This window comes from Bacillus sp. SN1 (assembly GCF_002796895.1).
Classification (GTDB): domain Bacteria; phylum Bacillota; class Bacilli; order Bacillales; family Bacillaceae; genus Bacillus; species Bacillus inaquosorum.
Window position 1 is genome coordinate 85482 of record NZ_PHIE01000002.1, and the last position, 22960, is coordinate 108441.

General features: G+C 41.1%; 19 protein-coding genes and 2 pseudogenes. 11 read left to right on the top strand and 10 right to left on the bottom strand.

Annotated elements, in window-relative coordinates; genetic code table 11:
• Nucleotides 1-13 precede the first annotated feature (13 nt).
• From CVV77_RS09175 to fdhA, 3 genes are all read left to right on the top strand, one after another.
• The gene (locus tag CVV77_RS09175) at nucleotides 14-265 is read left to right on the top strand and encodes a DUF2651 family protein (RefSeq protein WP_100275206.1); all 252 of its coding nucleotides are present in this window, start codon (nucleotides 14-16) and stop codon (nucleotides 263-265) included.
• A 191-nt stretch (nucleotides 266-456) separates the two neighbouring features.
• Complete coding sequence (locus tag CVV77_RS09180; RefSeq protein WP_100275207.1) at nucleotides 457-627, top strand: hypothetical protein; 171 nt, start codon at nucleotides 457-459, stop codon at nucleotides 625-627.
• Nucleotides 628-689: 62 nt separating this feature from the next.
• Entirely contained in the window at nucleotides 690-1916 is a 1227-nt protein-coding gene (fdhA, locus tag CVV77_RS09185) for a formaldehyde dehydrogenase, glutathione-independent (protein ID WP_100275208.1), read from the top strand.
• Between the two features lie 33 nt (nucleotides 1917-1949).
• Here fdhA and CVV77_RS09190 read toward each other — a convergent pair whose 3' ends face one another.
• Entirely contained in the window at nucleotides 1950-2360 is a 411-nt protein-coding gene (locus tag CVV77_RS09190) for a hypothetical protein (protein ID WP_100275209.1), read from the bottom strand.
• Nucleotides 2361-2544: 184 nt separating this feature from the next.
• Between CVV77_RS09190 and CVV77_RS09195 the strand changes: the two genes are divergently transcribed.
• The 3 genes from CVV77_RS09195 (at nucleotide 2545) to CVV77_RS09205 (ending at nucleotide 5010) form a co-directional block, all read left to right on the top strand.
• Nucleotides 2545-2715: a CxxH/CxxC protein gene (locus CVV77_RS09195; RefSeq protein ID WP_003236479.1), complete on the top strand. Its 171-nt coding sequence runs from the start codon at nucleotides 2545-2547 to the stop codon at nucleotides 2713-2715.
• A gap of 80 nt (nucleotides 2716-2795) precedes the next feature.
• Entirely contained in the window at nucleotides 2796-3275 is a 480-nt protein-coding gene (gene rlmH, locus CVV77_RS09200) for a 23S rRNA (pseudouridine(1915)-N(3))-methyltransferase RlmH (protein WP_100275210.1), read from the top strand.
• A 130-nt stretch (nucleotides 3276-3405) separates the two neighbouring features.
• On the top strand, nucleotides 3406-5010 hold the full coding sequence (locus CVV77_RS09205) for a DNA cytosine methyltransferase (RefSeq protein WP_100275211.1): 1605 nt from the start codon (nucleotides 3406-3408) through the stop codon (nucleotides 5008-5010).
• A gap of 144 nt (nucleotides 5011-5154) precedes the next feature.
• Here CVV77_RS09205 and CVV77_RS09210 read toward each other — a convergent pair whose 3' ends face one another.
• A complete protein-coding gene (locus tag CVV77_RS09210) occupies nucleotides 5155-6330 on the bottom strand; it encodes an MvaI/BcnI family restriction endonuclease (RefSeq protein WP_100275212.1) in 1176 nt (391 codons plus the stop codon).
• Between the two features lie 237 nt (nucleotides 6331-6567).
• Here CVV77_RS09210 and CVV77_RS09215 point away from each other — a divergent pair, with 237 nt between their 5' ends.
• From CVV77_RS09215 to CVV77_RS09225, 3 genes are read left to right on the top strand one after another with little or no spacing between them, the layout of a single operon-like run.
• A complete protein-coding gene (locus tag CVV77_RS09215; RefSeq protein WP_100275213.1) occupies nucleotides 6568-8604 on the top strand; it encodes a sensor histidine kinase in 2037 nt (678 codons plus the stop codon).
• A gap of 17 nt (nucleotides 8605-8621) precedes the next feature.
• Entirely contained in the window at nucleotides 8622-9299 is a 678-nt protein-coding gene (locus tag CVV77_RS09220; protein WP_100275214.1) for a DNA-binding transcriptional response regulator, read from the top strand.
• Complete coding sequence (locus tag CVV77_RS09225) at nucleotides 9299-10219, top strand: hypothetical protein (RefSeq protein WP_100275215.1); 921 nt, start codon at nucleotides 9299-9301, stop codon at nucleotides 10217-10219. The genes CVV77_RS09220 and CVV77_RS09225 overlap by 1 nt, the downstream gene beginning before the upstream one ends.
• A 619-nt stretch (nucleotides 10220-10838) precedes the next feature.
• Here the strand turns inward: CVV77_RS09225 and fbp are convergent.
• Complete coding sequence (fbp, locus tag CVV77_RS09230) at nucleotides 10839-12764, bottom strand: fructose-1,6-bisphosphatase (RefSeq protein ID WP_100275216.1); 1926 nt, start codon at nucleotides 12762-12764, stop codon at nucleotides 10839-10841.
• Between the two features lie 295 nt (nucleotides 12765-13059).
• Nucleotides 13060-13377 (bottom strand): annotated as a pseudogene (locus tag CVV77_RS09235) (UTRA domain-containing protein); the annotation flags it as partial.
• Between CVV77_RS09235 and CVV77_RS22360 the strand changes: the two are divergent.
• Nucleotides 13365-13609 (top strand): annotated as a pseudogene (locus CVV77_RS22360) (PTS beta-glucoside transporter subunit EIIBCA); the annotation flags it as partial. The pseudogenes CVV77_RS09235 and CVV77_RS22360 overlap by 13 nt on opposite strands.
• Nucleotides 13606-15045 carry a 6-phospho-beta-glucosidase BglA gene (gene bglA / locus CVV77_RS09245; RefSeq protein WP_100275217.1) on the top strand — a complete coding sequence of 480 codons (1440 nt, stop codon included), beginning with the start codon at nucleotides 13606-13608 and terminating at the stop codon, nucleotides 15043-15045. The pseudogene CVV77_RS22360 and the gene bglA, both read left to right, overlap by 4 nt.
• A gap of 109 nt (nucleotides 15046-15154) precedes the next feature.
• Here bglA and ahpF read toward each other — a convergent pair whose 3' ends face one another.
• The 6 genes from ahpF to gntR all read right to left on the bottom strand — a co-directional run bounded on the left by ahpF (nucleotide 15155) and on the right by gntR (nucleotide 22820).
• On the bottom strand, nucleotides 15155-16684 hold the full coding sequence (gene ahpF, locus CVV77_RS09250; RefSeq protein WP_100275218.1) for an alkyl hydroperoxide reductase subunit F: 1530 nt from the start codon (nucleotides 16682-16684) through the stop codon (nucleotides 15155-15157).
• Nucleotides 16685-16697: 13 nt separating this feature from the next.
• On the bottom strand, nucleotides 16698-17261 hold the full coding sequence (gene ahpC / locus CVV77_RS09255; protein WP_064815472.1) for an alkyl hydroperoxide reductase subunit C: 564 nt from the start codon (nucleotides 17259-17261) through the stop codon (nucleotides 16698-16700).
• 488 nt (nucleotides 17262-17749) lie between these two features.
• Nucleotides 17750-19156: a decarboxylating NADP(+)-dependent phosphogluconate dehydrogenase gene (gene gnd / locus CVV77_RS09260; RefSeq protein ID WP_100275219.1), complete on the bottom strand. Its 1407-nt coding sequence runs from the start codon at nucleotides 19154-19156 to the stop codon at nucleotides 17750-17752.
• 23 nt (nucleotides 19157-19179) lie between these two features.
• Nucleotides 19180-20526 (bottom strand): gluconate permease GntP, encoded by a 1347-nt coding sequence (gene gntP / locus CVV77_RS09265; RefSeq protein WP_003236443.1) that lies wholly within the window; start codon nucleotides 20524-20526, stop codon nucleotides 19180-19182.
• A 28-nt stretch (nucleotides 20527-20554) separates the two neighbouring features.
• Complete coding sequence (gene gntK, locus CVV77_RS09270) at nucleotides 20555-22096, bottom strand: gluconokinase (protein ID WP_100275220.1); 1542 nt, start codon at nucleotides 22094-22096, stop codon at nucleotides 20555-20557.
• Entirely contained in the window at nucleotides 22089-22820 is a 732-nt protein-coding gene (gntR, locus tag CVV77_RS09275; RefSeq protein ID WP_019259978.1) for a gluconate operon transcriptional repressor GntR, read from the bottom strand. Before gntR ends, gntK begins: the two co-directional genes overlap by 8 nt.
• Nucleotides 22821-22960: the final 140 nt, after the last annotated feature.

Here is a 22960-nt window from a genome sequence, read left to right on the forward strand (position 1 = left end):
GAAGGAGGTTAGTATGGGAGCCATCGCCGTGTTATTTATCGTTTTTGGTTTTCCGATCATCGCAGGTGTATTTGGTATAGCGGGTCATTTTTTATTTAAGAGATTTTGGGTGGCGCCGCTCATTGTCCTAATGGCGAGCATCATTTTGTTGTTTACATTAGCATCTGGTAACAGTTCATTCATGTTTTGGGTTGTGCTCTATACTGCAATTGCGTTAGTAACCAGTGTTGTCACATTATTTCTCAGGAAATTATTATTCGACTGATCGCTGTTTATGAAGAGACTTGTGAAGTCTCTTTTTTCTGTTACGCAATTTGATACATATCAATGATAGAACGTTGTCCAGCCTCCATCTAAACGTGGTTCAAAACGATAAATCTCGAATGGCCTTTTAAAACAAAGTGTTAATTGTTGTAAAATAAATATATAAAGTGATGCAGATAAAGGAGGAATCATATGCACACCAAACGTGTCATTCTTCTGGCCGTTATCATCAGTCTGATTTCGGCGGCTACGATGTTCCTGTTAAACGGAGGTAAAGCAGATTGGTTGGACATCCTCGGAATCATTATCGGCTGTTTTCTTGGCATCTTTGTTGTTGTAAGAATACAGAAAAAACAGTCGTGAAAAAGGGAAAGGGTCATGCCGAACCGAAGTCATGTTCAAGGACGCAGAGTCCAAACACATGAATGGGAGGAATGGCGTTGACAGGAAACAAAGCGGTTGTGTATAAAGGCAAAGGGACAGTAGCGGTGGAGGATATCGGGTATCCGGAGTTAATCTTGAAGGACGGGCCCGGCGTCCCGAAGGCGAATGTGAATCGAAAATGTGAGCATGGGGTTATTCTCAAAGTCATTACAACCAACATTTGCGGGAGCGACCAGCATATGGTCAGAGGTCGCACAACGGCGCCTGAAGGCTTGGTGCTCGGGCATGAAATCACCGGAGAAGTGATTGAAACGGGGCGGGATGTTGAATTTATCAAAAAAGGCGACATTGTATCCGTTCCTTTCAATATTGCCTGCGGGCGCTGTGTCATGTGCAGAACGCAGAAAACGCATGTGTGCCTGAATGTCAATCCGGATCGGCCGGGATCGGCTTACGGCTACGTCGATATGGGCGGCTGGGTCGGCGGCCAGTCGGAATACGTCATGGTGCCGTACGCTGATTTTCAGCTTTTGGTATTCCCGGATAAAGAACAAGCGTTAGAAAAGATTCTCGATTTGACGATGCTGTCCGATATTTTTCCTACAGGCTTCCACGGGGCGTACACAGCGGGCGTGCAAACAGGTTCAACCGTTTATATCGCTGGAGCGGGGCCTGTCGGTTTAGCAGCTGCACACTCTGCCCAGCTTCTCGGCGCTTCCACAGTCATTGTCGGCGATTTGAACGAAGACAGACTGGCACAGGCGAGAAGCTTCGGCTGTGAAACGGTCAACGTACAAAAACACGACCGCCTCGGCGAGCAAATTGAACAAATACTAGGTGAACCAACCGTTGATGCCGCAGTGGACTGTGTCGGCTTTGAAGCATCCGGGCATGGCAATCAAGGAGAAGCGCCAGCCGCCGTGCTGAACTCGATCATGGACATCACCCAGGTCGGCGGAATCCTCGGCATCCCGGGCTTATACGTGACCGAAGATCCCGGTGCAAAGGATGCAGACGCCAAAACAGGCTCATTAAAGATCCGATTCGGACTCGGCTGGGCCAAAGCCCACACCTTCGTCACCGGACAAACGCCCGCCATGACATACAACCGCAATTTGATGAAAGCGATCCTGAGCGGTAGAGCGCAAATCGCAAAAGCCGTCAACGCCACCGTCATTTCTCTGGACGACGCGCCAAATGGCTATAGCGACTTCGACAAAGGCGCAGCCAAAAAATTCGTCATCGACCCGCATGGAACGCTGAAATAAGAGAAAAAGCCGGACGTTCTCGGAACGCCGGCTTTATTGCTGGTAATCTATTTCTTCAAAGCGATTTCCCTTTTCATCCTGTACGATTAACGCCTCTTCAATTTTGTCCAGTCCAATCAGAATATAAGGGTTTTTCTCATTTGCCTTGGGAGCAGGCTTTCGTTTCACAGTTACAATCGTTTCTTTAGGTGAATATTTGACGCCTGACACCTCAAGCTTCTTTTCTTTCTCGCTGCTTCCGAGAGAAACCACAACCATTTTTTTGCCTTCTGATATGGTGAAGACTTGATATCCTTTCACGTCATCATGCATTTGAAGATCATTTACGTACATTTTTATATCTGTCACTTCATCAAGTCGATCCTTCTCCAACACCCAATAAGACGGCTGACACCCAGCAAGCAACAACATGATCACAAAAAGCCAAACCCATTTGAGCCGCAAATGCAGACCTCCCCACACATCGGTTACATCCAAACTAACAGACGAGCGAAATAGAGTCATCAACAGCTTGTTTGTCGAATTGTGGATAAAACTCAGCCCGAAGCACTACTAACATGTGAATAAATAGGTTATATTGGGAAGAGAATATTTGCAAAAACGCAAGAAACCATCGGAGGATTTGAAGATGAAACAAACGTATTATTCCTGTGAAGAACACATCGAAACCGTGCTGGATATGTACATAGACGACCACGAGCTGCCGCCCGAAATCAGAAAAATCGAACATACTAACAGTTTATCCACAGCCTGTGAATTATGTGGAGACCCCGCAGTATATATAGTGGGGAACGAATGATCTTACACAAAATACAGAAAAGATATCCACAATTGTGGACAATATATATGAATAACTTGTTTCTAAAGTGGGGATGACCTGTGAATATCAATATTGTGACAATCGGAAAACTAAAAGAAAAATACCTCAAGCAAGGCATTGAAGAATACACCAAACGACTTTCGGCCTACGCAAAAATCGACATCATCGAACTCCCGGACGAAAAAGCACCGGAAAACCTAAGCGACCAGGATATGAAAATCATAAAAGACAAAGAGGGCGAACGCACCTTATCAAAAATCAGCCCCGACGCCCACGTCATCGCCCTCGCCATCGAAGGAAAAATGAAAACATCCGAAGAACTAGCCGATACAATAGATAAGCTGGCTACTTATGGAAAAAGCAAAGTCACCTTCGTCATCGGAGGATCACTTGGATTAAGTGATACGGTGATGAAGCGAGCGGATGAAAAGCTGTCATTCTCGAAAATGACGTTTCCTCATCAGTTGATGCGTCTCATACTAGTTGAGCAGATTTATCGGGCTTTTCGGATTAATCGTGGGGAGCCTTATCATAAGTAATAGCAAATCTCAAAAAGTTCCACCTTTCCAAAATCTATAGCTGAGTGTTATTCTTCAAATTTTGTTTTTAACTTATGGCCTGGACTTTTGCATAAATTTATGTTACAGTTATATAACGAGGTGAGAACATATGTATGCAATTGACCTATTTTGTGGGGCTGGCGGATTCAGTGAAGGAATTCTTCAGGCTGGCTTTCATATTGTATTTTCAAGTGATAGAAGTGCACATGTAATGGAAACTTACATGGCGAGACACGAGCAATTAGGTTTAGTACAAGGGCGTAATACTCACTTTGAATTAGCTGATATACGTGAACTTCATGGTTTTCACATTTTTAACTGTATTAATAATTTAGAGGTTTTTCAAGACCACCCTATCAATGAAATAGACGCTATTTTTGGTGGGCCACCCTGTCAAGGTTTTAGCAGAGCAGGAAGAAGGGACAGAAATGACCCTAGAAATATGTTATTTCGTGAGTATCTCAGAATAATTGACGAAATCACTCCCAAGTATGTTGTTATGGAAAATGTAGCAGGCTTTATGGATACTAGATTAGATAATTTTTTAGGTTTAAGAAATACTACCTATTCTGACAATACACTTGTTGCCGACATCCTTCAGCAAGAGTTAAATTTAATAGGTTATAAAGTTCTTCAACCACGGATATTAGACGCATCGGACTATGGAGTGCCGCAAAGAAGGCATAGGGCCATATTTATAGCTTATAGAGAAGATGTTACTTCGCCAGATTATCCAGAACCAACAACACCCAATGAAGAACAAAAAGTGAAGGTTATAGAAGCGATAGGAGATTTAGTGTTAAATTCTGATTTAAGAGAAGTTGTCGAGATAACGAATACTAATTATATAAATGCTAGTAGGAATGGCCGTACTCCACATTTTAGTCACCGACGTCCTATTGCTGCCACGGATATTAAAAATCACGATTTGGCATCTCATTCAAGAAGTGTGCAGGAAAGGTTCTCATTATATAGAGATGGGGAATCCACAAGGACTGTCGAAAACAAAGTTAGGGAGCAGGGATTAGATTTAACTAATTACCCTAGCTTGTTTTGGGAATGTGTATTTTCTGCAAATAAAGAGGCAAATATCCAAAGCTTAATGCAGTTATTACCCCGGTATTATACAGGTTGGAACTTATTACTGGAAGAGGATCGTACCAAACTTGTTAAGAGTACTTTAAGGATCCTGTCTCAACAATATATAAAGAACACCGTTGAACCTAATAATAGAGAAGTTAATAAGACAATGCTTCAAATTATGAAGCAGCTAGATCTTACTGAAGATATATATAAACAATTTTATGGAAAATGGGTTGAATCAATAAACAAACAACATACTCCAGATTCTTTAAGTCGACAGTTTATAAATGGTGATGTTAGTGATATGTTATTTAGGAATTTATTAACAAGAAAGAACAGTCGGATTCGATTGAATAGAAATAGCGTATCACCAACAATGTTAACATTACCTGATGATTTTATAACCCCATTCGAAAATAGGATTCTTACAGTCCGGGAAATGGCTAGATTACAGTCGTTTGATGATAGCTTTGAATTTAAGGGGAAAAGAACCACTGGTGGGCATCTAAGAAGGGAAGAAGTTCCCCAGTATACCCAAGTGGGAAATGCTGTCCCTCCATTGTTAGCAAAAGCAATAGCTTTAGAAATTAAAAGGGCATTGAAAGGTGCAGGACAAGAGCTGATTACTTAATCATCAGCTCTTATTTTTTATGGTCTTTTAGTATAGAAATGGTAATTTTATTCGTATAGATAGGTGAAAGTATAAACTTTATTATTCAAGTGGCAAAAACATAGTAATGTAAGTAATTTAGAAAATTAATAATCCTTCTTTTATTTAAAGATCAATCGTTTGAATTTCACCAAATAATAAATTCCTATATTTGGGGTTTAATCTAAAGCAATGCCCCTTATCCTTATAACCTGTTCCATCCAATTTTACTCTTCCTCTCCAGTCATAAGTCACTCGATTCTGCGATATTAACAGTAAGAATGAACTGAAAATAGGACTTCGGGTATACTCCACTTTATTGAATATGAAATGGATTTCTCCATTAATCACCACTTCTGTTCCCACTACCCAAACTGTCTCAGGGTGTTTGCTATAAAGTCTTGATTTTACGGTATCTAAAGGCCAGATACAAGTAAGTAGATCTTTACCCGAACTATCAGTTGTTACTTGGTTGAGATAACCGTTTTCTTCATCAACCTCCAACCTTAATCCCTGATTATTTGGCTTACTGTGTACAGTAACATATAAATCTTTAAAATTAGGATATTTTTTAGAAGCATATCCAAAAGTTAAAATCATCTCACTAGCAGATTTAATAATGCTTTTTTTCCAATCTGGAACCATACTAAATAGTGTGTCCTTTGTTTTGGAATCTGCCCGTTTTGCTTTGATTTCCACTTGGGATTTAAAGTCTGCTATCTTACTTGAATTAGGGAGTATTCCTAATTCCCGTTCCAAGGTATCGCCTATGTCTTTTGGGTTTCTCTTGAAAGGAGATACACTTTTAACTGGTCCTTTTTTCTTCAATGCGCTTAATAATCGAATTAGCTCATCTTTAACTGGGTTTTCCTCAGTAATATTAAAAAACTTTTTAATTACATCTAAATCAATGAGAGACTGGACTAATGGAATTACAACGAGCTCACGATTAAACACAGTCAAGTAAAACATTTCACCCTCTTTTATGTATTTTCTGAGATTGTAAATACAAAAACGAGGATCTCCTTTTTTCGTTTTAGGGCGGTAAAAACTTACCTTTTCATCTTGAATATTAGTCATTAAGATTTTTGCTGTGGCCATAATCTTGTCGATGCCAGGTGTTAATGAAGCATAATCAACTAAATTATAATTGGATAATACACTTCGAATATGAGCAGACGCATCAATAATAGATTTTTTGAGCATTGTACGGGTTAAACGCACAAGAGCAAACTCGAAATGCACAACTTTGTTTACTTCACCTAAGATTTTTTCTTCATCAGTATTTGGTGTAAATTCCATTATAATAACGCTCCTTTACAAATACGGTATCACTGAAATAGTTATAAAACATTTATGGGCTTTTTGTCGATAAAGAAATCTTAAAATGTTAATTTTTTAATGGATATTTACAAGTTTATCTAAATTTTTTAAAAACATAATATAAGTGTAATCGATATTTTTTCCTTTTCTTCTTTTTTTGTTAAGTTTAATAGTATAATATAAATAAAATTTCTAACCCCAGAGGAGTTATAAATTATGGGAACTTTACACTTTGAATCATCTACAAATTTAAAGGATTTAATTGGGAGAAGACTAGTAACCAATAAAATTTCTGCAATATTTGAACTTGTTAAAAACTCATTTGATGCCGATGCAGAAGAAGTGCTAGTTGAGATAGATGAAGATAAAGACACGCTTATCATTGCTGATAATGGTAATGGAATGTCTTTAAAGGATATTGCGAATAAGTGGATGGTTATTGGTACTGACAATAAGAAGGGAAAAAATGTTTCTCTAAAAGGAAGGCCTTTAAATGGGGAAAAAGGAATTGGAAGATTTTCTGTAGACCGTCTGGGAAGTAAACTTACATTAATTTCTTCAATTGGTGAGCATGATAAAACTGTCAAAGTGAATTTTGAATGGGAATCTTTCGAAGATCAAGACGGAAAAAAAATTGGTGAGATACCTGTTTATTACAATTTTTTAGAGAAAAGACATAAAAAAGGGGTTAAACTAGTCATATCTGGTCTACGAGATGCATGGGGGCCTTCTGAAGTTGAAAGGCTCGAGAAGAAACTGAGGGGACTTCTATCCCCGTTTTCAAACCTTGATAACTTCCCTTTTAAGATAATTCTTCATTCTGAAAAAAATGGATACAAAAAAAAACTACTCGAGCCATATTCACTTAAGGAAATAAGTTCGTTATGGATAGAATTCGAAATTTCCAAAGAAGATACTAGTTTAATAAGGTACTTATTATACAGAAACGGTGCTCTAATTGATGAGAGAGAGTATGAAAATCCATATACATTTGGTCCATTGAAGTTGACCCTGTATTCTTTTGATAGAGGAGATAAAGCTTCATTTAATAATCGATTTAATGAGTCAGTTAGAAATTTTGGAAGTATTCGTATTTATCGTGATTTCTTTCAAATTTATCCATACGGAGAACCTGATAATGACTGGTTAAGCTTGGACATTAGAAAAGCACAAGGTCATTTTCGTTTTTTGGGTGTACGGGATGTAATAGGTTATATTCAAATTTTTAGAGAATATAACCATGGTTTTATTGATGCTACGAATAGGCAGGGTCTAGTTGAAAATGAAGCTCTCCAGCAGTTAAGGCAATTCATTCAACGAGATGTGATGCCTAAATTAGAAGAGTATTTTTTTCTTAAAAAAAATAAAGATAGTAATAACCAACATAGGATTCACAGGGAAGAGATTACTTCAGCAGCTAAATCTCTAAAGGTTATTGCGAAAGAAATTAAAAAATATTCACCATCTAATGCTGAAAAAGTTATTGAATTAACGAAACTAATCCAAAAAACTAATCAAGAACAGGATAAGATTATTAGGAACCAACAAGATATTGTTGATGTTTACAAGCGAATGGCTAGTAAGGAAACGTTACTTCATGGCATTATACACCAGGTTCTAATAAGAATGACAAACCTTCAAACAGCGATTTATAATCAAAAATTTGAAGTTGAAGAGAAAGATTTACCCAGTGATGTGATTAATTCGTTGATGCAATCCTTTGATTTTCTTATAAAAACATCAAAAGAAATTAGCAGCTTTCTGTTGGATGCTAGAGATCACTTACTTAAAAAAAGAGAAAAATCCAAAATAGACATATCGACTTACTTAAAAAAAGTTTTTCAGGATTATGAAAGTTCTTTGATAAGCGATCAAATCGCGTATACTATTAACGGACCAGAAAAAACGTTCTTAAATATAGATATTAATGATTTTAAAGTAATATTTGAAAATTTATTATCCAATTCAAGAAAATCCCTTCGAAAAGTGAGTGATAGACAGAAAAAAATAGAGGTTAATTTTCAGGTAAATAATAGATCTATAAATTTTCTTTTTAAGGATAACGGGATTGGAATACCAAAAGATGAAGTTCCTCATATATTTACCCCGTTTTATACAACCCATGATGATGGGTTCGGAATGGGACTAGCAATAGTTGATGAACTTGTTCAAACACATAACGGAGAAATCAACGTTGTTATACCAAAAGAAAAAGAGTTTGGGGCAACTTTTCAGATTAGTTTTAAGGTATAGAAAGAAGGCAGGAATCAATGAATTTAATTCGAAATATACTTATAGTTGACGATTCTTTAAATTTAGAATTAGACATAAGGCAATATGATGGAATTTTTAAAAGGATTAAAAGGGATTTATTTTTAGACTATGAGATAAATTTTTTGAATGAGAGAAAATATGATAAGGCTATTGAACTACTGAATTCTACTGATCATACATTTGACGTTTTATTAATAGACTATGATCTTTCTTCTGCAGGCAATGAAAAGAGTGGAATTGATTTAGTCAAGGAGATTAGGAACGGTATTAATAGACACTGTAAGATAATTTTCTATACTATGCATGAATTATCTACTGTTTTTCCTAATAGAAAGGATCTGGTCTTATTATTTAATCAGGGGATATTTAAATTTTTGTCAAAAGATATGGAAAGTCAAAGTGAAAAAGAATATGGTCAACGATCACACCAATTAAGAGTTGAATCTATGATTGAAGCTATTAATAATATCGATTTTATACAGGTTGCTTTAGAGAGATATTTTCTTCAGTACAAAGAAATTATTGATGATGAAAGAATTGTAGTTGATGGAAAAGAATTTAAAGTAGAAGATATTATTACTCTTATTAGACAAGATAATATTACGGGTAAACATTATAAAAGCAATCTGGCGGAATCTGTAATTATTCACAATTTATTAGCTGGTGGACAATGATGAAGATAATTCAATATTTCCCTAATTCACGAGGCACGAAATTCCTTAAACAGTTCCAAAAAACACTTGCTACAAAATATTGTGAAATATATGAGATTTACGATAAAAGTCCAGAACTATTCAATTGTCTGGAAAGCCGTTTACATGCAACAGATTTAATATTAATAACTGCTCATGGAACTGCAGATTTTATTGAAGGCGAGTTAGAAAGAGGCGAGCCTATAAGAATCACTGCAGAAGATTTTCATAGATTTAAAAATTCCTTCGTTTTTGCTTTTTCTTGTTCAACAGCAGATTTAGGAGAAAAAATTTGTACAGAAAGCAATGTACTTTCTTATTTAGGCTTTAACGATATAGTTAATTTACAGGTAAAGACCTCTAATGGACAGTTCGTAACAGAGATAAGTAATATTCTTAGAAAAATTTATAATGATACTTTGTATGAGTCTTTAGTTACCTTTATCCAAAAAAACTATAATATTTCTGAGTTTGCACAGTTAATCTCTTTAAATTTGAAAAGGTATTATGTCAGGTTACTGGGTATGACATCAGAAGATATAATTGCAAAGTATGCAATCCCTCGAAGAGTTGCTTCTAATAGAGAGTTTATAAAGTGTTTACATGCCGACTTATTAACTACAATTGATGCTGTAAGGCAAAGGATAACTGTATATGGCGAACAGAATTTCATTCCTTGGTTATTTATTACCACTGATGATACTGCTATTTTAGAAAACCTATTAGGTAAAGTTTTGGATTCTGAATTTTCTCCTAAAAATATATACTATAAAAATTTCCTGTTAGGATATCTTTATAAAAAGTTGAATATAAAAGATTCGTCAGAGTATTATCTAGGAGAGGCAAAAGCACTTTTTCCTGAGTATGAACCACTTGTAATGGCTTTTCAAGAAAATAGTTAATGAAAAAGGGCTCTAATTATTGAGGGAACCTTTTCTTTTTGAATTGATTAGTAAGGGAGAATTTTAAGAGGTGACACTTTTGACAGCGACCACCTTATTATAGTAAGTAACTAATAAAGGAGAGAGGTCTCATTTTTCTTTATGAGAAGCAAGGTTCTTCCGTTTGGTCATCAAATGATTCCTCCCTCTCCCGCTATCTTTAGACACTTTAAGATCAAAGCTCAGCTCATCTGTTCGGAAGGGATTCACTAGAAATTCGCTATTATTTAGTGAGTTCTCTTTGAGAGTAGCGCCCGGATAAGAAGTCCTTCACGGCAGCGCGTTTTCAGTTTCGCAGAGTAGAACTTATGGTGTTTAGAACGGACCAACGGCTCTCAACTCGGATATTTCGTGCAATGTTTTCCATTCACGAATTGTTCGGTGTGAATGCCATTTTTTTTGCAACCTCTTTCAACGAAGCATTTCCCTGATAACCTTCTGAAAGTATGTTTAGTTTTTTTCTTTTAAGTACCATTTTCAAGCCATGATAAAAACCCCTCCAAGGACAAACAGATTTTTTTGTTTTTTACCTCTTTACCCTTAGGGGAGTATATCATCATCTCTGAACCCCATTTCCCCCTCACTTCATATACCGATACTCCCGTAAACTCTCCAAAATCGCCACTTCCTGCAACAATTCCTCACCCACATTCGTTTCCTTCACTTTCTTCCGCTCAAGCTCTTTGTCCACTAATCGCTTCACTGTTAAGACGTCGGTTCCGGTGCTTAGGACTTCTGCCTTGGAGTTGAAGTGTTTATGGGCGACGAGCTGCATGCCGTAGGAGTTGTATAGCAGCGTGTAGCCGGCGATGCCTGTTGTGGATTGGTAGGCTTTGGAGAAGCCGCCGTCGATGACGATCATTTTTCCGTTTGCTTTGATTGGGTCTTCTCCTTCGATTTCTTTTACGGGTGTATGGCCGTTGATGATATGGCCATGATCTGGATTGAGGCCGAATTCTGCCAGGATGTTTCGGCAGGTTGCCTCGTCTTCGCGTAAATAATAATACGGGTTTTTCTTCTCTTTATGCGTTTCCTTCTCTTTAATGAAATACCGCTCAAATGTCGTCATGGCGCGTTTTCCGAAGAGAGAGGAGTATTCGCCTGTCCATAAATACCAGGCCATATCTGTCGCCAGGTCATCGGTTTCTTCCGGGTGGGCAAACGCTTCCCGCAAGAACCGTTCAAATACATCGAGCAGCTCACGGCCCGCATACGGTTTATCCTCAATCATCATCGTTTCCATATTGCCGTTTTCGTCGACAGGAATACAGCCGTGAATCAACAGGTTGCCGTTATATTTTAAATAAAGGCTGCCTTTTTTCATCATAAAATTCATATGGCGGCCCAGCTTTTCGGAATGCTGGACAGAGAATAGCAGCTTGTCTATGACTTCTGCTTCTTCTTCTAATAGCTGATCTGGCTGTTCCGGATTCACTGTCGCAAAGCAGGTGTTTTCCAGCTGATATGTTTTTCCGTGCAGCGTGATTTCATTTTTATCATAATCAATCTTCTCTAGTAACAGCCGTTCCTCCATGTTAAAGTTCGGCCGTCTCTTGATAATCGGGCTCTCAAGCTTGAATTGGATCATGGCAATCGCTTGATGGATTTTTGTGATTTGCTTAATCTCGGCCTCTGGTCTGTTTTCGTCTGCTTTCGGACGGAACGCTGGATTATCATCGTAATATTTTTCGGCCAGATTCAGCAGCGGTCTCAGGTTGATGCCGTATACGTCTTCAATAATATCCAGGTTGTCATAGCGGGCACAGATACGGATAATATTGGCCAGACATACTTTGGAACCGGCATAGGCACCTATCCAAAGGACATCGTGATTTCCCCACTGAATATCGACAGAATGATAATTGATCAGTTCTTCCATAATCCTATCTGGCTGCGGTCCGCGGTCGTAAATATCGCCGACCACATGCAGATGATCGACCACCAAACGCTGAACGCTGTAAGCAAGACCGGTGATCAGTTTATCGGCTTGGCCAAGTTCAATGATCTGATCAATGATTTCGGAGTAATATTGCTCCTTGTTGGCACCTTCTTCTGTTTTGTATAGCAGCTCCTCCGTAATATAAGCAAACTGGGCAGGCAGTGCTTTGCGCAGTTTGGAGCGGGTATACTTGGAGGAGCAATAAGAAACGAGCTTAATCATTCGGTTAATCGTTTCTTTATACCACTCGTTTAATGCTTCTTTCGCATCGAAGTCATGTTTGATTAACTTCAGTTTGTCTTCCGGATAATAGACCAATGCCGCTAATTCATCAATTTCTCTATCGTAAATGACACCACTGAAAATGTCGCGTATTTTCTCTTTTACTCGTCCTGAACCATTACGCAGCACGTGCTGGAATGCCTGATATTCCCCGTGCAAATCACTGACAAAATGCTCAGTGCCCTTTGGCAGGTTCAGTATCGCTTTTAAATTAATGATTTCCGTTACCACTTTTTCTTCACAATCATATTTTTGTGCGAGTAGATCTAAGTACTTGCTTTCCAAAATCGTCCATCCCCTTTTTAGAATAAACCTCTATTTATGAGCATTTGCATGATAAGGTGAATTTAAAAGTATGACATTATTTTTAAACATTGGACCTTTATATGATAGTACCGCATAACTGGTTTTAGAGACAATTAAAACGAGGAAAGAGGTGCTGAGATGAGCGAGGATATAGATAAAGCAGAAAACAGAAGAGAAAGCTAAGGTTGCAAGAATGTCGGGTAAGTCATTCAGAAAAAAGACCAAGAATAAATTGTTCTTGGTCTCTTTCACTTTCTGCAGGTTGAGCGTTATTTCACAACAAAAAACTATTAGCCTGTACAACAAACTGCGACTGCTCATAATTATAGGAAATCTTCGAGTAATCAAATGGCTGTCCATTCGTCAGGTGAAAAATACTTTCTATATACAGCTTCGGCAGTCTAGCCTCTAGCTCCAAATACTTCGCTTCCTCCTCATTAAGCTGGCCCACGTGTAGAAACAAATCAGAAAAACCAATCTTAAATCCCAGCCCTTCCCGGATGTAGTGGAAGATCGAGTGAGAGACGATTTCGTTGTTTAAATACGTCACGATGGATTTGTTGTAGTAGGATTCTTCGTAGCAAAGAGTTTGCGCCGTTTATCTACATTCTGGCCGCTGCTGGTATTTTGCAAGGTGCACTCATTATGATTAACTTATTGTTTAATGGCTTTGAGAAAACAGGAGTTTATCAGGTTTTCAGTTTCATATCTTGGGCGCGTTTACGTTTTTGCCTATTTTTATCGCGATTACGGCATCAAAGCATTTTAAAACGAACACGTATATAATTATTTACAGTCGTAAGCTAAGGAGGAATAACACATGGGAAACATGCCGAAGGATTTTTTATGGGGCGGCGCATTAGCTGCCCACCAATTTGAAGGCGGATGGAATCAAGGCGGTAAAGGGCCTAGTGTTGTCGATGTGATGACAGCGGGCGAACACGGCGTTCCGAGAAAAATCACGAATACCATTGAAGAGAACGAATTTTATCCGAACCATGAAGCCATTGATTTTTATCACAGATACAAGGAAGATATCGCTTTATTTGCGGAAATGGGATTAAAATGCTTGCGGACGTCCATCGGCTGGAGCCGGATTTTCCCGAAAGGCGATGAGGCTGAACCGAACGAAGCGGGCTTGCAGTTCTATGATGACGTGTTTGATGAATTGCTGAAGCATGGGATCGAGCCGGTGATTACCCTGTCTCACTTTGAAATGCCGCTGCATTTGGCAAGAGAATATGGCGGCTTCAGAAACCGGAAAGTCGTGGATTTCTTCGTCAATTTCGCAGAAGCTTGCTTCAACCGTTACAAAGATAAAGTGAAGTACTGGATGACATTTAACGAGATCAACAACCAAATGGATGTGAACAATCCGCTGTTCCTATGGACGAATTCAGGTGTTACGGTCGGCGAAAAAGAAAATGCCAAGGAAGTGATGTATCAAACGGCGCACCATGAATTAGTGGCGAGCGCATTAGCAGTAGCAAAAGGAAAAGACATCAATCCAGACTTTCAAATTGGGGCCATGGTGTCACACGTGCCGATTTACCCTTTCTCCTCCAATCCTGAAGATGTGATGCTGGCTGAGGAAGAAATGAGACAGCGCTATTTCTTCCCTGATGTACAGGTTCGCGGTTACTATCCAAGCTACGCGTTGAAGGAATTTGAACGAGAAGGCTACAACATCACATTTGAAGACGGCGATGATGAGATTTTAAGAAATGGAACCGTCGATTACTTAGGCTTCAGCTATTACATGTCAACAACTGTGAAAAGCGATGTGAAAAATGATAACACTGGCGATATTGTAAATGGCGGATTGCCGAATAGTATCGAAAATCCGTACATTACATCCAGCGACTGGGGATGGGCGATTGATCCGACCGGGCTGAGATATACGTTAAACCGGTTTTATGACCGATACCAAATCCCGTTATTCATCGTGGAGAACGGCTTTGGCGCGGTGGATACGCTGGAGGAAGACGGCAAGATCCATGACCCGGAACGAATTCAATATTTAAAATCACATATTGAAGCATTGAAAAAAGCGGTCACTTACGACGGTGTTGATTTAATCGGCTACACGCCGTGGGGGATTATTGATATCGTCTCCTTCACAACAGGCGAAATGAAAAAACGCTACGGCATGATCTATGTTGATCGTGACAATGAAGGAAACGGATCCGTGAAGCGGAATAAGAAAGATTCATTTGAGTGGTATAAAAACGTCATTCAAACGAATGGCGAGGAATTATAAGCAGCTGGCCCGAATCGAGCACTTTTACTGAAGTGCCTGGTACGGGTTTTTTTCTATTAAAAAGAAATCCGCAATGCTGCCAATCTGGCAATATTGCGGATTTCTTGTATTAGTTACGGATAAGGTAATCAAACGCGCCAAGAGCGGCAGTTGCGCCTGATCCCATCGAAATAATGATTTGGTTGTATGCACTGTCTGTACAGTCACCCGCAGCGAATAAACCTGGGACGCTTGTCGCGCCGTGTTTGTCGACGATGATTTCGCCGATGCGGTTGCGTTCAACCGTTCCGTCTAACCATTCTGTGTTTGGCACGAGACCGATTTGGACGAATACACCTTGGAGTTCAACGTGTTTTTCTTCACCTGTTTCGCGGTCTACGTATGTGATGCCGTTTACGCTCTGATCGCCTGTGATTTCTTTCGTTTGTGCGTTTTTCACGACAGTGACGTTAGGCAGGCTGTAAAGCCGTTTTTGCAGCACTTCGTCTGCTTTCAGATCCGGAGCGAACTCAAGCACAGTAACGTGTTTAACGATGCCTGCGAGATCAATCGCTGCTTCGATTCCAGAGTTTCCGCCGCCGATCACCGCTACGTCTTTGCCTTCAAACAATGGCCCATCACAGTGCGGGCAGTATGCGACACCTTTGTTTTTGAACTCTTGTTCACCAGGTACGTTGACATTGCGCCAGCGGGCACCTGTTGAAAGGATCACTGTTTTGCTTTTCAGGACAGCGCCGTTTTCAAGTTCAAGTTCGAACAGCTCTTTCTTCTCGAGGCGTTTTGCGCGCTGAAGGTTCATGATATCAATATCATATTCCTTCACGTGCTCTTCAAGACTTGCAGCAAGTTTCGGACCTTCAGTCGCTTTGACGCTGATGAAGTTTTCGATGCTCATTGTGTCGAGAACCTGTCCGCCGAAGCGTTCAGCGACAACACCAGTGCGGATGCCTTTACGCGCAGTGTAGATCGCTGCACTTGCACCAGCAGGCCCGCCTCCGACAACAAGAACGTCAAACGGCTCTTTGTCAGCAAACTCAGATGCATCTGCGCCGCTGCCCATTTTCGCAAGAATTTCTTCAAGCGTCATACGGCCGCTTCCGAAGGATTCGCCATTCAGGTAAACGGTTGGCACTGCCATGATGTTTTTGCTTTCAACTTCTGATTTGTATGCCGCACCGTCGATCATTGTGTGCGTAATGTTCGGGTTCAGCACGCTCATCATGTTTAAAGCTTGTACAACGTCAGGGCAGTTGTGGCATGTCAGGCTGATATAAGATTCAAAGTGGTATTCACCGCTGATCTTCTTCACCTGATCAATGACTTTTTGGTCTACCTTAGGCGGTCTGCCGCTCACTTGGAGCAGCGCCAACACTAATGATGTGAATTCGTGGCCCAGAGGGATACCGGCGAATGTAACGCCAGTGTCTTCTCCGACACGATTGACACTGAAGCTTGGCGTTCTGTTTAATTCAGCTTTTTCAACTGAAATTTTAGATGACATGGAAGCCAGCTCATCAACGAGAGCCAGCATGTCCTTTGAAATGTCATCTTCGCCTGCGCTAACTTTGAGAACAATGTTATTCTCAATTAGCTGCATGTATTGATTTAATTGTGCTTTGATATTTGCATCAAGTACCAATGGAATGCACTCCTTAGATTTTACCTACTAGATCAAGGCTAGGTGTAAGAGTTTCGCCGCCTTCTTCCCATTTAGCCGGGCAAACTTCACCTGGGTTTTGACGAACGTATTGTGCTGCTTTTACTTTGCTGATTAGGTTGCTTGCGTCACGGCCGATACCGCCTGCATTGATTTCTACAGTTTGGATCACACCATCTGGATCGATGATGAATGTTCCGCGGTCAGCAAGACCAGATTCTTCGTCAAGAACATCGAAGTTGCGAGAGATCGTTTGAGATGGGTCACCGATCATTGCGTAAGTGATTTTGCCGATTTTTTCAGAGCTGTCATGCCAGCCTTTGTGTACGAAGTGAGTATCTGTAGAGATAGAGTATACTTCAACACCTAATTCTTTAAGTGCAGCGTATTGGTTTTGAAGATCTTCAAGCTCAGTTGGGCATACGAAAGAGAAATCTGCTGGGTAGAAGCAGAATACGCTCCATTGGCCTTTCAGAGATTCGTTTGTTACATCGATGAATTCACCGTTTTTGAATGCTTTTGCTTCGAATGGAAGTACTTCTTTACCGATTAAAGACATAATGTATATTCCTCCTAAAATGTATTAGAAAGCATATGTGCTTTCAATAATAATTCTAATTATATATGAATTATTAATTAATATATATTTTTTGTCAAGCCATAACCTACTTTTTTTCATCTTATTTAAGGTGTGATAGGTAGGATTTAGGTTTTTCTTTTATAACAAATGAGATTATTGATATGGATTGATTCTCAATTAGACAAGGTTTTCAGGGACTTTTGTAAATCAGAATGCAAGCCGTTTTAGGCATTTGAACATTTAATGACACCATGGGCAAGCGACAAAGGACAATTACCAAAAGCAGAATAGAACGGAACAGCAAGCAAGCTGCTACATGATGATCTTGGGGATTGTTTCTAGCTATTATTGTATCACTGTTTATGATATTTAAAACATAACTTATGTCTCCTGTTATTTGAGATAGAAGAAATCATAGATGAAAAAAACACGGTTCAGTTGAAACTGACCGTGTTTTTTTATGACTGTTATTCAGACCAATTCGTGTGAAAAACGCCGTCCATATCTGTCCGCTCATACGTATGGGCGCCGAAGTAATCACGCTGCGCCTGCAAGAGGTTCGCATTGGAACGGCCTGTGCGGTAGCCGTCGTAATAAGAGAGTGCTGTTGTCAAGCATGGGAATGAGATTCCTGTGCTGATGCCCTCACAAACGACTTTTCGCAGGCCTGTTTGATAGGCTTGGAGCTTATCTGAGAAATAAGGCGCGATCAGCAGGTTTGACAGGTTTGGCTGCTCACTGAATGCTTCGCTGATCACGTTTAGGAAATCAGCGCGGATGATGCAGCCGCCTCGGAAAATCAAGGCAATGTCTTTGAGCGGCAGGTTCCATCCGTAAAGCTCAGATGACATTTTGTATTGGGCAAAGCCTTGTGCGTAGGCGCATACTTTCCCCATGTAAAGAGCCTGTCTGACGTATTCAATCCAAGTGTCTTTATCAAAGTGTTTTTCTTCGGCTTCTGGGCCTGCTAACACGTCTTGAGCTGCCATCCGTTCTTCTTTTAAGGATGACAAGTAGCGGGCGAACAAGGACTCTGTGATGATGGTGGACGGGATGCCGTTATCAATTGCCTGCATGCTCGTCCATTTTCCGGTGCCTTTTTGTCCGGTTTTATCAAGGATGACATCGATCAAAGGCTGTCCTGTTTGTTCGTCTTTTTTGCGTAAAATCTCAGCTGTAATCTCTATTAAATAGCTTTTCAGCTCACCTTGATTCCATGTTTCAAAAATAGATGCAATTTCATCGAGCGGCAGACGCAGCGTTTCTCTCAGAAACGTATACGCTTCTGCAATCAGCTGCATGTCGGCATACTCAATGCCGTTGTGCACCATTTTTGTAAAGTGCCCTGCCCCTTTTGGTCCGATATAGACACAGCACGGGTCATCTCCGACTTGAGCTGCGATTTTCGTCAGGATAGGAGCGGCTTTTTCATAGACTTCGCGATCTCCGCCCGGCATGATGGAAGGCCCTGTTAATGCGCCGACCTCGCCGCCGGAAATGCCGACTCCCAGGTAGCCGATGCCCTTTTCCTTCAGCTCGTCATATCTTCTTTCTGTGTCTTCATAGTGGGAGTTGCCCCCGTCCATGATGACGTCGCCTTCTTCAAGCAAAGGCATTAATGATTGGATGACGGAATCTACGGGTTTACCCGCTGTGACCATCAGAAAGATTTTTCTTGGTTTCTCTAACGATTGAACAAAATCCTGAAGCTCGTAGTACGGGCTGAGAGATTGTCCATCCAGCTTTTGGACAAGCTGGTCCGTTAAATCTCTGGTGTAATTATAGACTGCGACGTTTTCACCTTTGTTTGCCATGTTTAAGGCGATATTGCTTCCCATTACGCCTAAGCCTATGACACCAATCGTATTGAACATGTGTTACAGCTCCTTCATCAATTTCATACAACTAAACTTAACAATAATATGAATCCCAGTCCAGCAACGGAGATAATTGTTTCCAGCAAGGTCCATGTGGCAAATGTTTCTTTCATGCTTAATCCGAAGTATTCCTTGAACATCCAGAAGCCGGCGTCATTGACGTGCGAAGCGATGACGCTTCCGGCGCCTGTTGCGAGCACGACTAATGCCAGGTTGACATCAGAATGTCCCAGCAATGGAATGACCAGCCCTGTTGTGCTTAGCGCGGCAACAGTGGCTGACCCTAGAGAAATGCGCAGGATCGCCGCGATGAGCCATGCCAGGATGATTGGCGATAATGCCGTTCCTTTGAATAAGTCTGCCACGTAATCACCGACACCGCCGTTGATCAGCACTTGTTTGAAGGCGCCGCCTCCCCCGATGATCAGAAGCATCATGCCGATTTGTGAAATGGCTGTTGAACAAGAGTCCATCACGGTTTTGACTGGAATGTTGCGTTTGATGCCCATTGTATAGACTGCGACCAATAACGAAATAATCATAGCAGTCGATGCGTTTCCAATCAATCGGATAAGAGCTAAAACTCCGTTATCCGCAAATCCGATTGTTTCTTGAAGCAGGTCGATAATGGTTGCGACCGACATGATGATAATCGGAAGCATTGCAGTAAAGACGCTGATCCCGAAGCCGGGTGTTTCCTCAAGCTTGAACGTTTTTTGCGTGCCGAGTGATGCAATATTGCCGTTTTTCGAAAATGATGCAGGAACGATTTTTTTCGCGAGCTTTGTAAACAAAGGCCCTGCGATGAGCACTGTCGGAACAGCGACGATAAAGCCGTACAGCAGCACTTCCCCAATGTTTGCGCCGTACTCACCGGCAATCGCCGTAGGTCCCGGGTGCGGCGGCAGGAAACCGTGAGTGACAGACAGTGCCGCGACCATCGGAATTCCGAGATATAAAATAGAAATCTTCAATTCTCTTGAAATCGCAAATACAATCGGAATTAATAGAACCAATCCTACTTCAAAAAATAACGCAATACCGATAATAAAGGAGGCAATGACAACAGCCCATTGAATGTTTTTTTCGCCGAATTTATTGACGAGCGTCATCGCAATGCGCTGTGCGCCTCCTGAATCGGCGATCAGCTTGCCCAGCATCGCACCGAGTCCGAAGATGAGCGCGATGTGGCCAAGAGTTCCCCCTATTCCTTCTTCAATGGAGCTGACAACTTTATCGAACGGCATCCCGAGTGCCAATGCCACGCCGAACGATACGACCAGCAAGGAAATAAATGTGTTTAATTTTAAGCCCATAATCAAAAGCAGTAATGCTAAGATCCCAAGTGCAACGATGATTAACGGCATGGTAATGCCCTCCCCTTCATGTCATGTACTAGTTGTGTGTGATTAAGCCCCTCTGATAATTTGCGATTTGTGTATATTGATTTTCTAATGATCTTGATAGATTGATGAAAATCGGCATTAATTTTCTGTATTCTTTGGCTGAGTCTTCGATCGGCGTATGCCTGTATGTGCTGCCGACCATGTCTGACACGGCGTCGAAAGAATCAATTTTTCCTGTCGCATATAGGCCTAAAATGCAGGCGCCGAGACATGAGCTTTCGTAGCTTTCCGGAACGACAACCTCTGATTCGAAGATATCCGACATCATTTGGCGCCAAACCTCCGACCTTGCAAATCCTCCTGTTGCCTGAATCCGGGTTACCGGGCTGTCCATGCATTCCGTTAACGCCAAGAATACCGTATACAGGTTGTAAATGACGCCCTCCAATGCCGCGCGTATCATATGCTCTTTCTTATGCGACATCGTCAGGCCGAAAAATGAGCCGCGCACATCTGGATTCCACAACGGAGCGCGTTCTCCGGCGAGGTACGGGTGGAACAGCAGACCGTCAGAACCTGGTCTGACGCGTTGGGCAATCTTCGTCAGCACATCATATGGATCAATGCCCAGCCGTGTCGCTGTCTCGATTTCGGAAGAGGCAAATTCGTCTCTGATCCAGCGAAGGACGATGCCTCCATTGTTCACCGGCCCGCCAATGACCCAATGCTTGTCCGTCAAGGCGTAGCAGAAAATCCGTCCCTTTTCATCGGTTTGCGGCTGGTCAATAATCGTGCGGATGGCACCGCTTGTCCCGATGGTGACGGCGATTTCGCCCTTTTTAATGGCGTTGACGCCGAGATTGGACAGCACGCCGTCGCTGGCGCCGATGATAAAAGGTGTTTCCGGATCGATGCCCATCTGGATCGCTAACTCCGGGCTGCAGTGCTGAAAGATTTGAGTCGTTGGCACAAGTTTTGATAAGTGATCAGGCGTGATGCCTGCGATGCGCAGTGCTTCTTCATCCCAATCCAAGCTTTTCAGATTCATCATGCCTGTCGCTGAGGCCAAGGAGTAATCGATGACATACTCATTGAACAGCTGTTTAAAAATGTACTCTTTGATACCGATATATTTTTTGGCTTTGGAAGCGATTTCTTTTCGTTCATTTGTGATCCAAGCAATTTTGCTTAATGGTGCCATCGGATGGATCGGTGTCCCTGTCCGTTTGTACACCTCATGCCCGTTCAATTCCTCTTTAATCTTATGCGCCCAGCCTTCACTCCGGTTGTCAGCCCACGTGATGCATGGCGTCAGCGGCTGATCATGTTCATCGATTGCGATGACGCTGTGCATGGCGCTGCTGAATGAAATGAATGAGATCAGTTTGTCCGGATGCTGTTTTGTAATTCTCGCTGTTGTGTGGATGACTGCCTGAAAAATCTCCTCCGGGTTTTGTTCAGCTGTTGAGATGTCCGGTGTATAGAGCGGGTAGCCGATGCTTTCTTTATGTACCACGTCTCCTTTTTCACTGAACAATACAGCTTTTGTGCTTGTCGTGCCGATATCGATTCCTAACATATAACTAGTCATTGTTGTTTTCAGCTCCTTTTGCCAGCATTTGTTGTGAGAGCCACAGGTCTTCTACCTTTTCTTGCACATCATCAAAGTTTTGGTGAAGGGACTGAATCATCAGCGCCCTATCCTTTGCTTTAATGGCCTGAATATAAAGCTCATGGTTATCTAAAATCCTTGTGAAGTCTTCATATTTTTCCTTTAACCGTACCCGCATGGATAACAGAATAAAGCTTTCCATGACGGGTTTTAGATTGTTCCAGATCATCTGAATGTATGAATGATCGATAGCTCGGATAATCGTTTCATGGAACAGCACATCTTGAAATGAAAATTCGTCAGCATCCTCGTATTTGATGGAGACTTTCATCATTTCAAGAATTTTGCTGAGATCTTTAACTAAAGGCTCAATGTCTATTTTGACAAGCCGTTCAAAGACAAATGTTTCTAATAGTAATCGCACATCATAAATTTCCGCGACTTCCTTTTCAGTTAACCCAATCACAACCGCTCCCATTCGTTCTAAGCGGATGATTTTTTCGGATGCGAGTATTTTTAACGCTTCGCGAACCGGCGAGCGGCTTACTGAAAACTCGGCGGCGATCGTATTTTCTGATAAAATGGTACCGCTTTCAATCATGCCTGAAATGATCCGCATTCTCAGCTCGCATGCGACACGAACACCAGTTGATGCTTTTGAGAGCCATTTTGCAGGATACAACAGGTCCTTGGCGTCTAGCATACACTCACCTTCCTCACTAAAGGAGTATACTTGTATACAAGTATGATAACGTGAATATTTCATTTATGCAAACACTTTCATTTCTAATTTTCCATAAAATTTTTCCCAGTAGAATGGTATTTATTTCTAAACGAGATATG

Excerpts from the sequence above, each read along its gene's own strand:
- CVV77_RS09175 (WP_100275206.1), top strand. The coding sequence starts at position 14 with ATGGGAGCCATCGCCGTGTTATTTATCGTTTTTGGTTTTCCGATCATC.
- CVV77_RS09180 (WP_100275207.1), top strand. The coding sequence starts at position 457 with ATGCACACCAAACGTGTCATTCTTCTGGCCGTTATCATCAGTCTGATT.
- fdhA (WP_100275208.1), top strand. The coding sequence starts at position 690 with ATGGGAGGAATGGCGTTGACAGGAAACAAAGCGGTTGTGTATAAAGGC.
- CVV77_RS09195 (WP_003236479.1), top strand. The coding sequence starts at position 2,545 with ATGAAACAAACGTATTATTCCTGTGAAGAACACATCGAAACCGTGCTG.
- CVV77_RS09205 (WP_100275211.1), top strand. The coding sequence starts at position 3,406 with ATGTATGCAATTGACCTATTTTGTGGGGCTGGCGGATTCAGTGAAGGA.
- CVV77_RS09210 (WP_100275212.1), bottom strand. The coding sequence starts at position 6,330 with ATGGAATTTACACCAAATACTGATGAAGAAAAAATCTTAGGTGAAGTA.
- CVV77_RS09215 (WP_100275213.1), top strand. The coding sequence starts at position 6,568 with ATGGGAACTTTACACTTTGAATCATCTACAAATTTAAAGGATTTAATT.
- CVV77_RS09220 (WP_100275214.1), top strand. The coding sequence starts at position 8,622 with ATGAATTTAATTCGAAATATACTTATAGTTGACGATTCTTTAAATTTA.
- CVV77_RS09225 (WP_100275215.1), top strand. The coding sequence starts at position 9,299 with ATGAAGATAATTCAATATTTCCCTAATTCACGAGGCACGAAATTCCTT.
- bglA (WP_100275217.1), top strand. The coding sequence starts at position 13,606 with ATGGGAAACATGCCGAAGGATTTTTTATGGGGCGGCGCATTAGCTGCC.
- ahpC (WP_064815472.1), bottom strand. The coding sequence starts at position 17,261 with ATGTCTTTAATCGGTAAAGAAGTACTTCCATTCGAAGCAAAAGCATTC.
- gnd (WP_100275219.1), bottom strand. The coding sequence starts at position 19,156 with ATGTTCAATACGATTGGTGTCATAGGCTTAGGCGTAATGGGAAGCAAT.
- gntP (WP_003236443.1), bottom strand. The coding sequence starts at position 20,526 with ATGCCGTTAATCATCGTTGCACTTGGGATCTTAGCATTACTGCTTTTG.
- gntK (WP_100275220.1), bottom strand. The coding sequence starts at position 22,096 with ATGACTAGTTATATGTTAGGAATCGATATCGGCACGACAAGCACAAAA.
- gntR (WP_019259978.1), bottom strand. The coding sequence starts at position 22,820 with ATGCTAGACGCCAAGGACCTGTTGTATCCTGCAAAATGGCTCTCAAAA.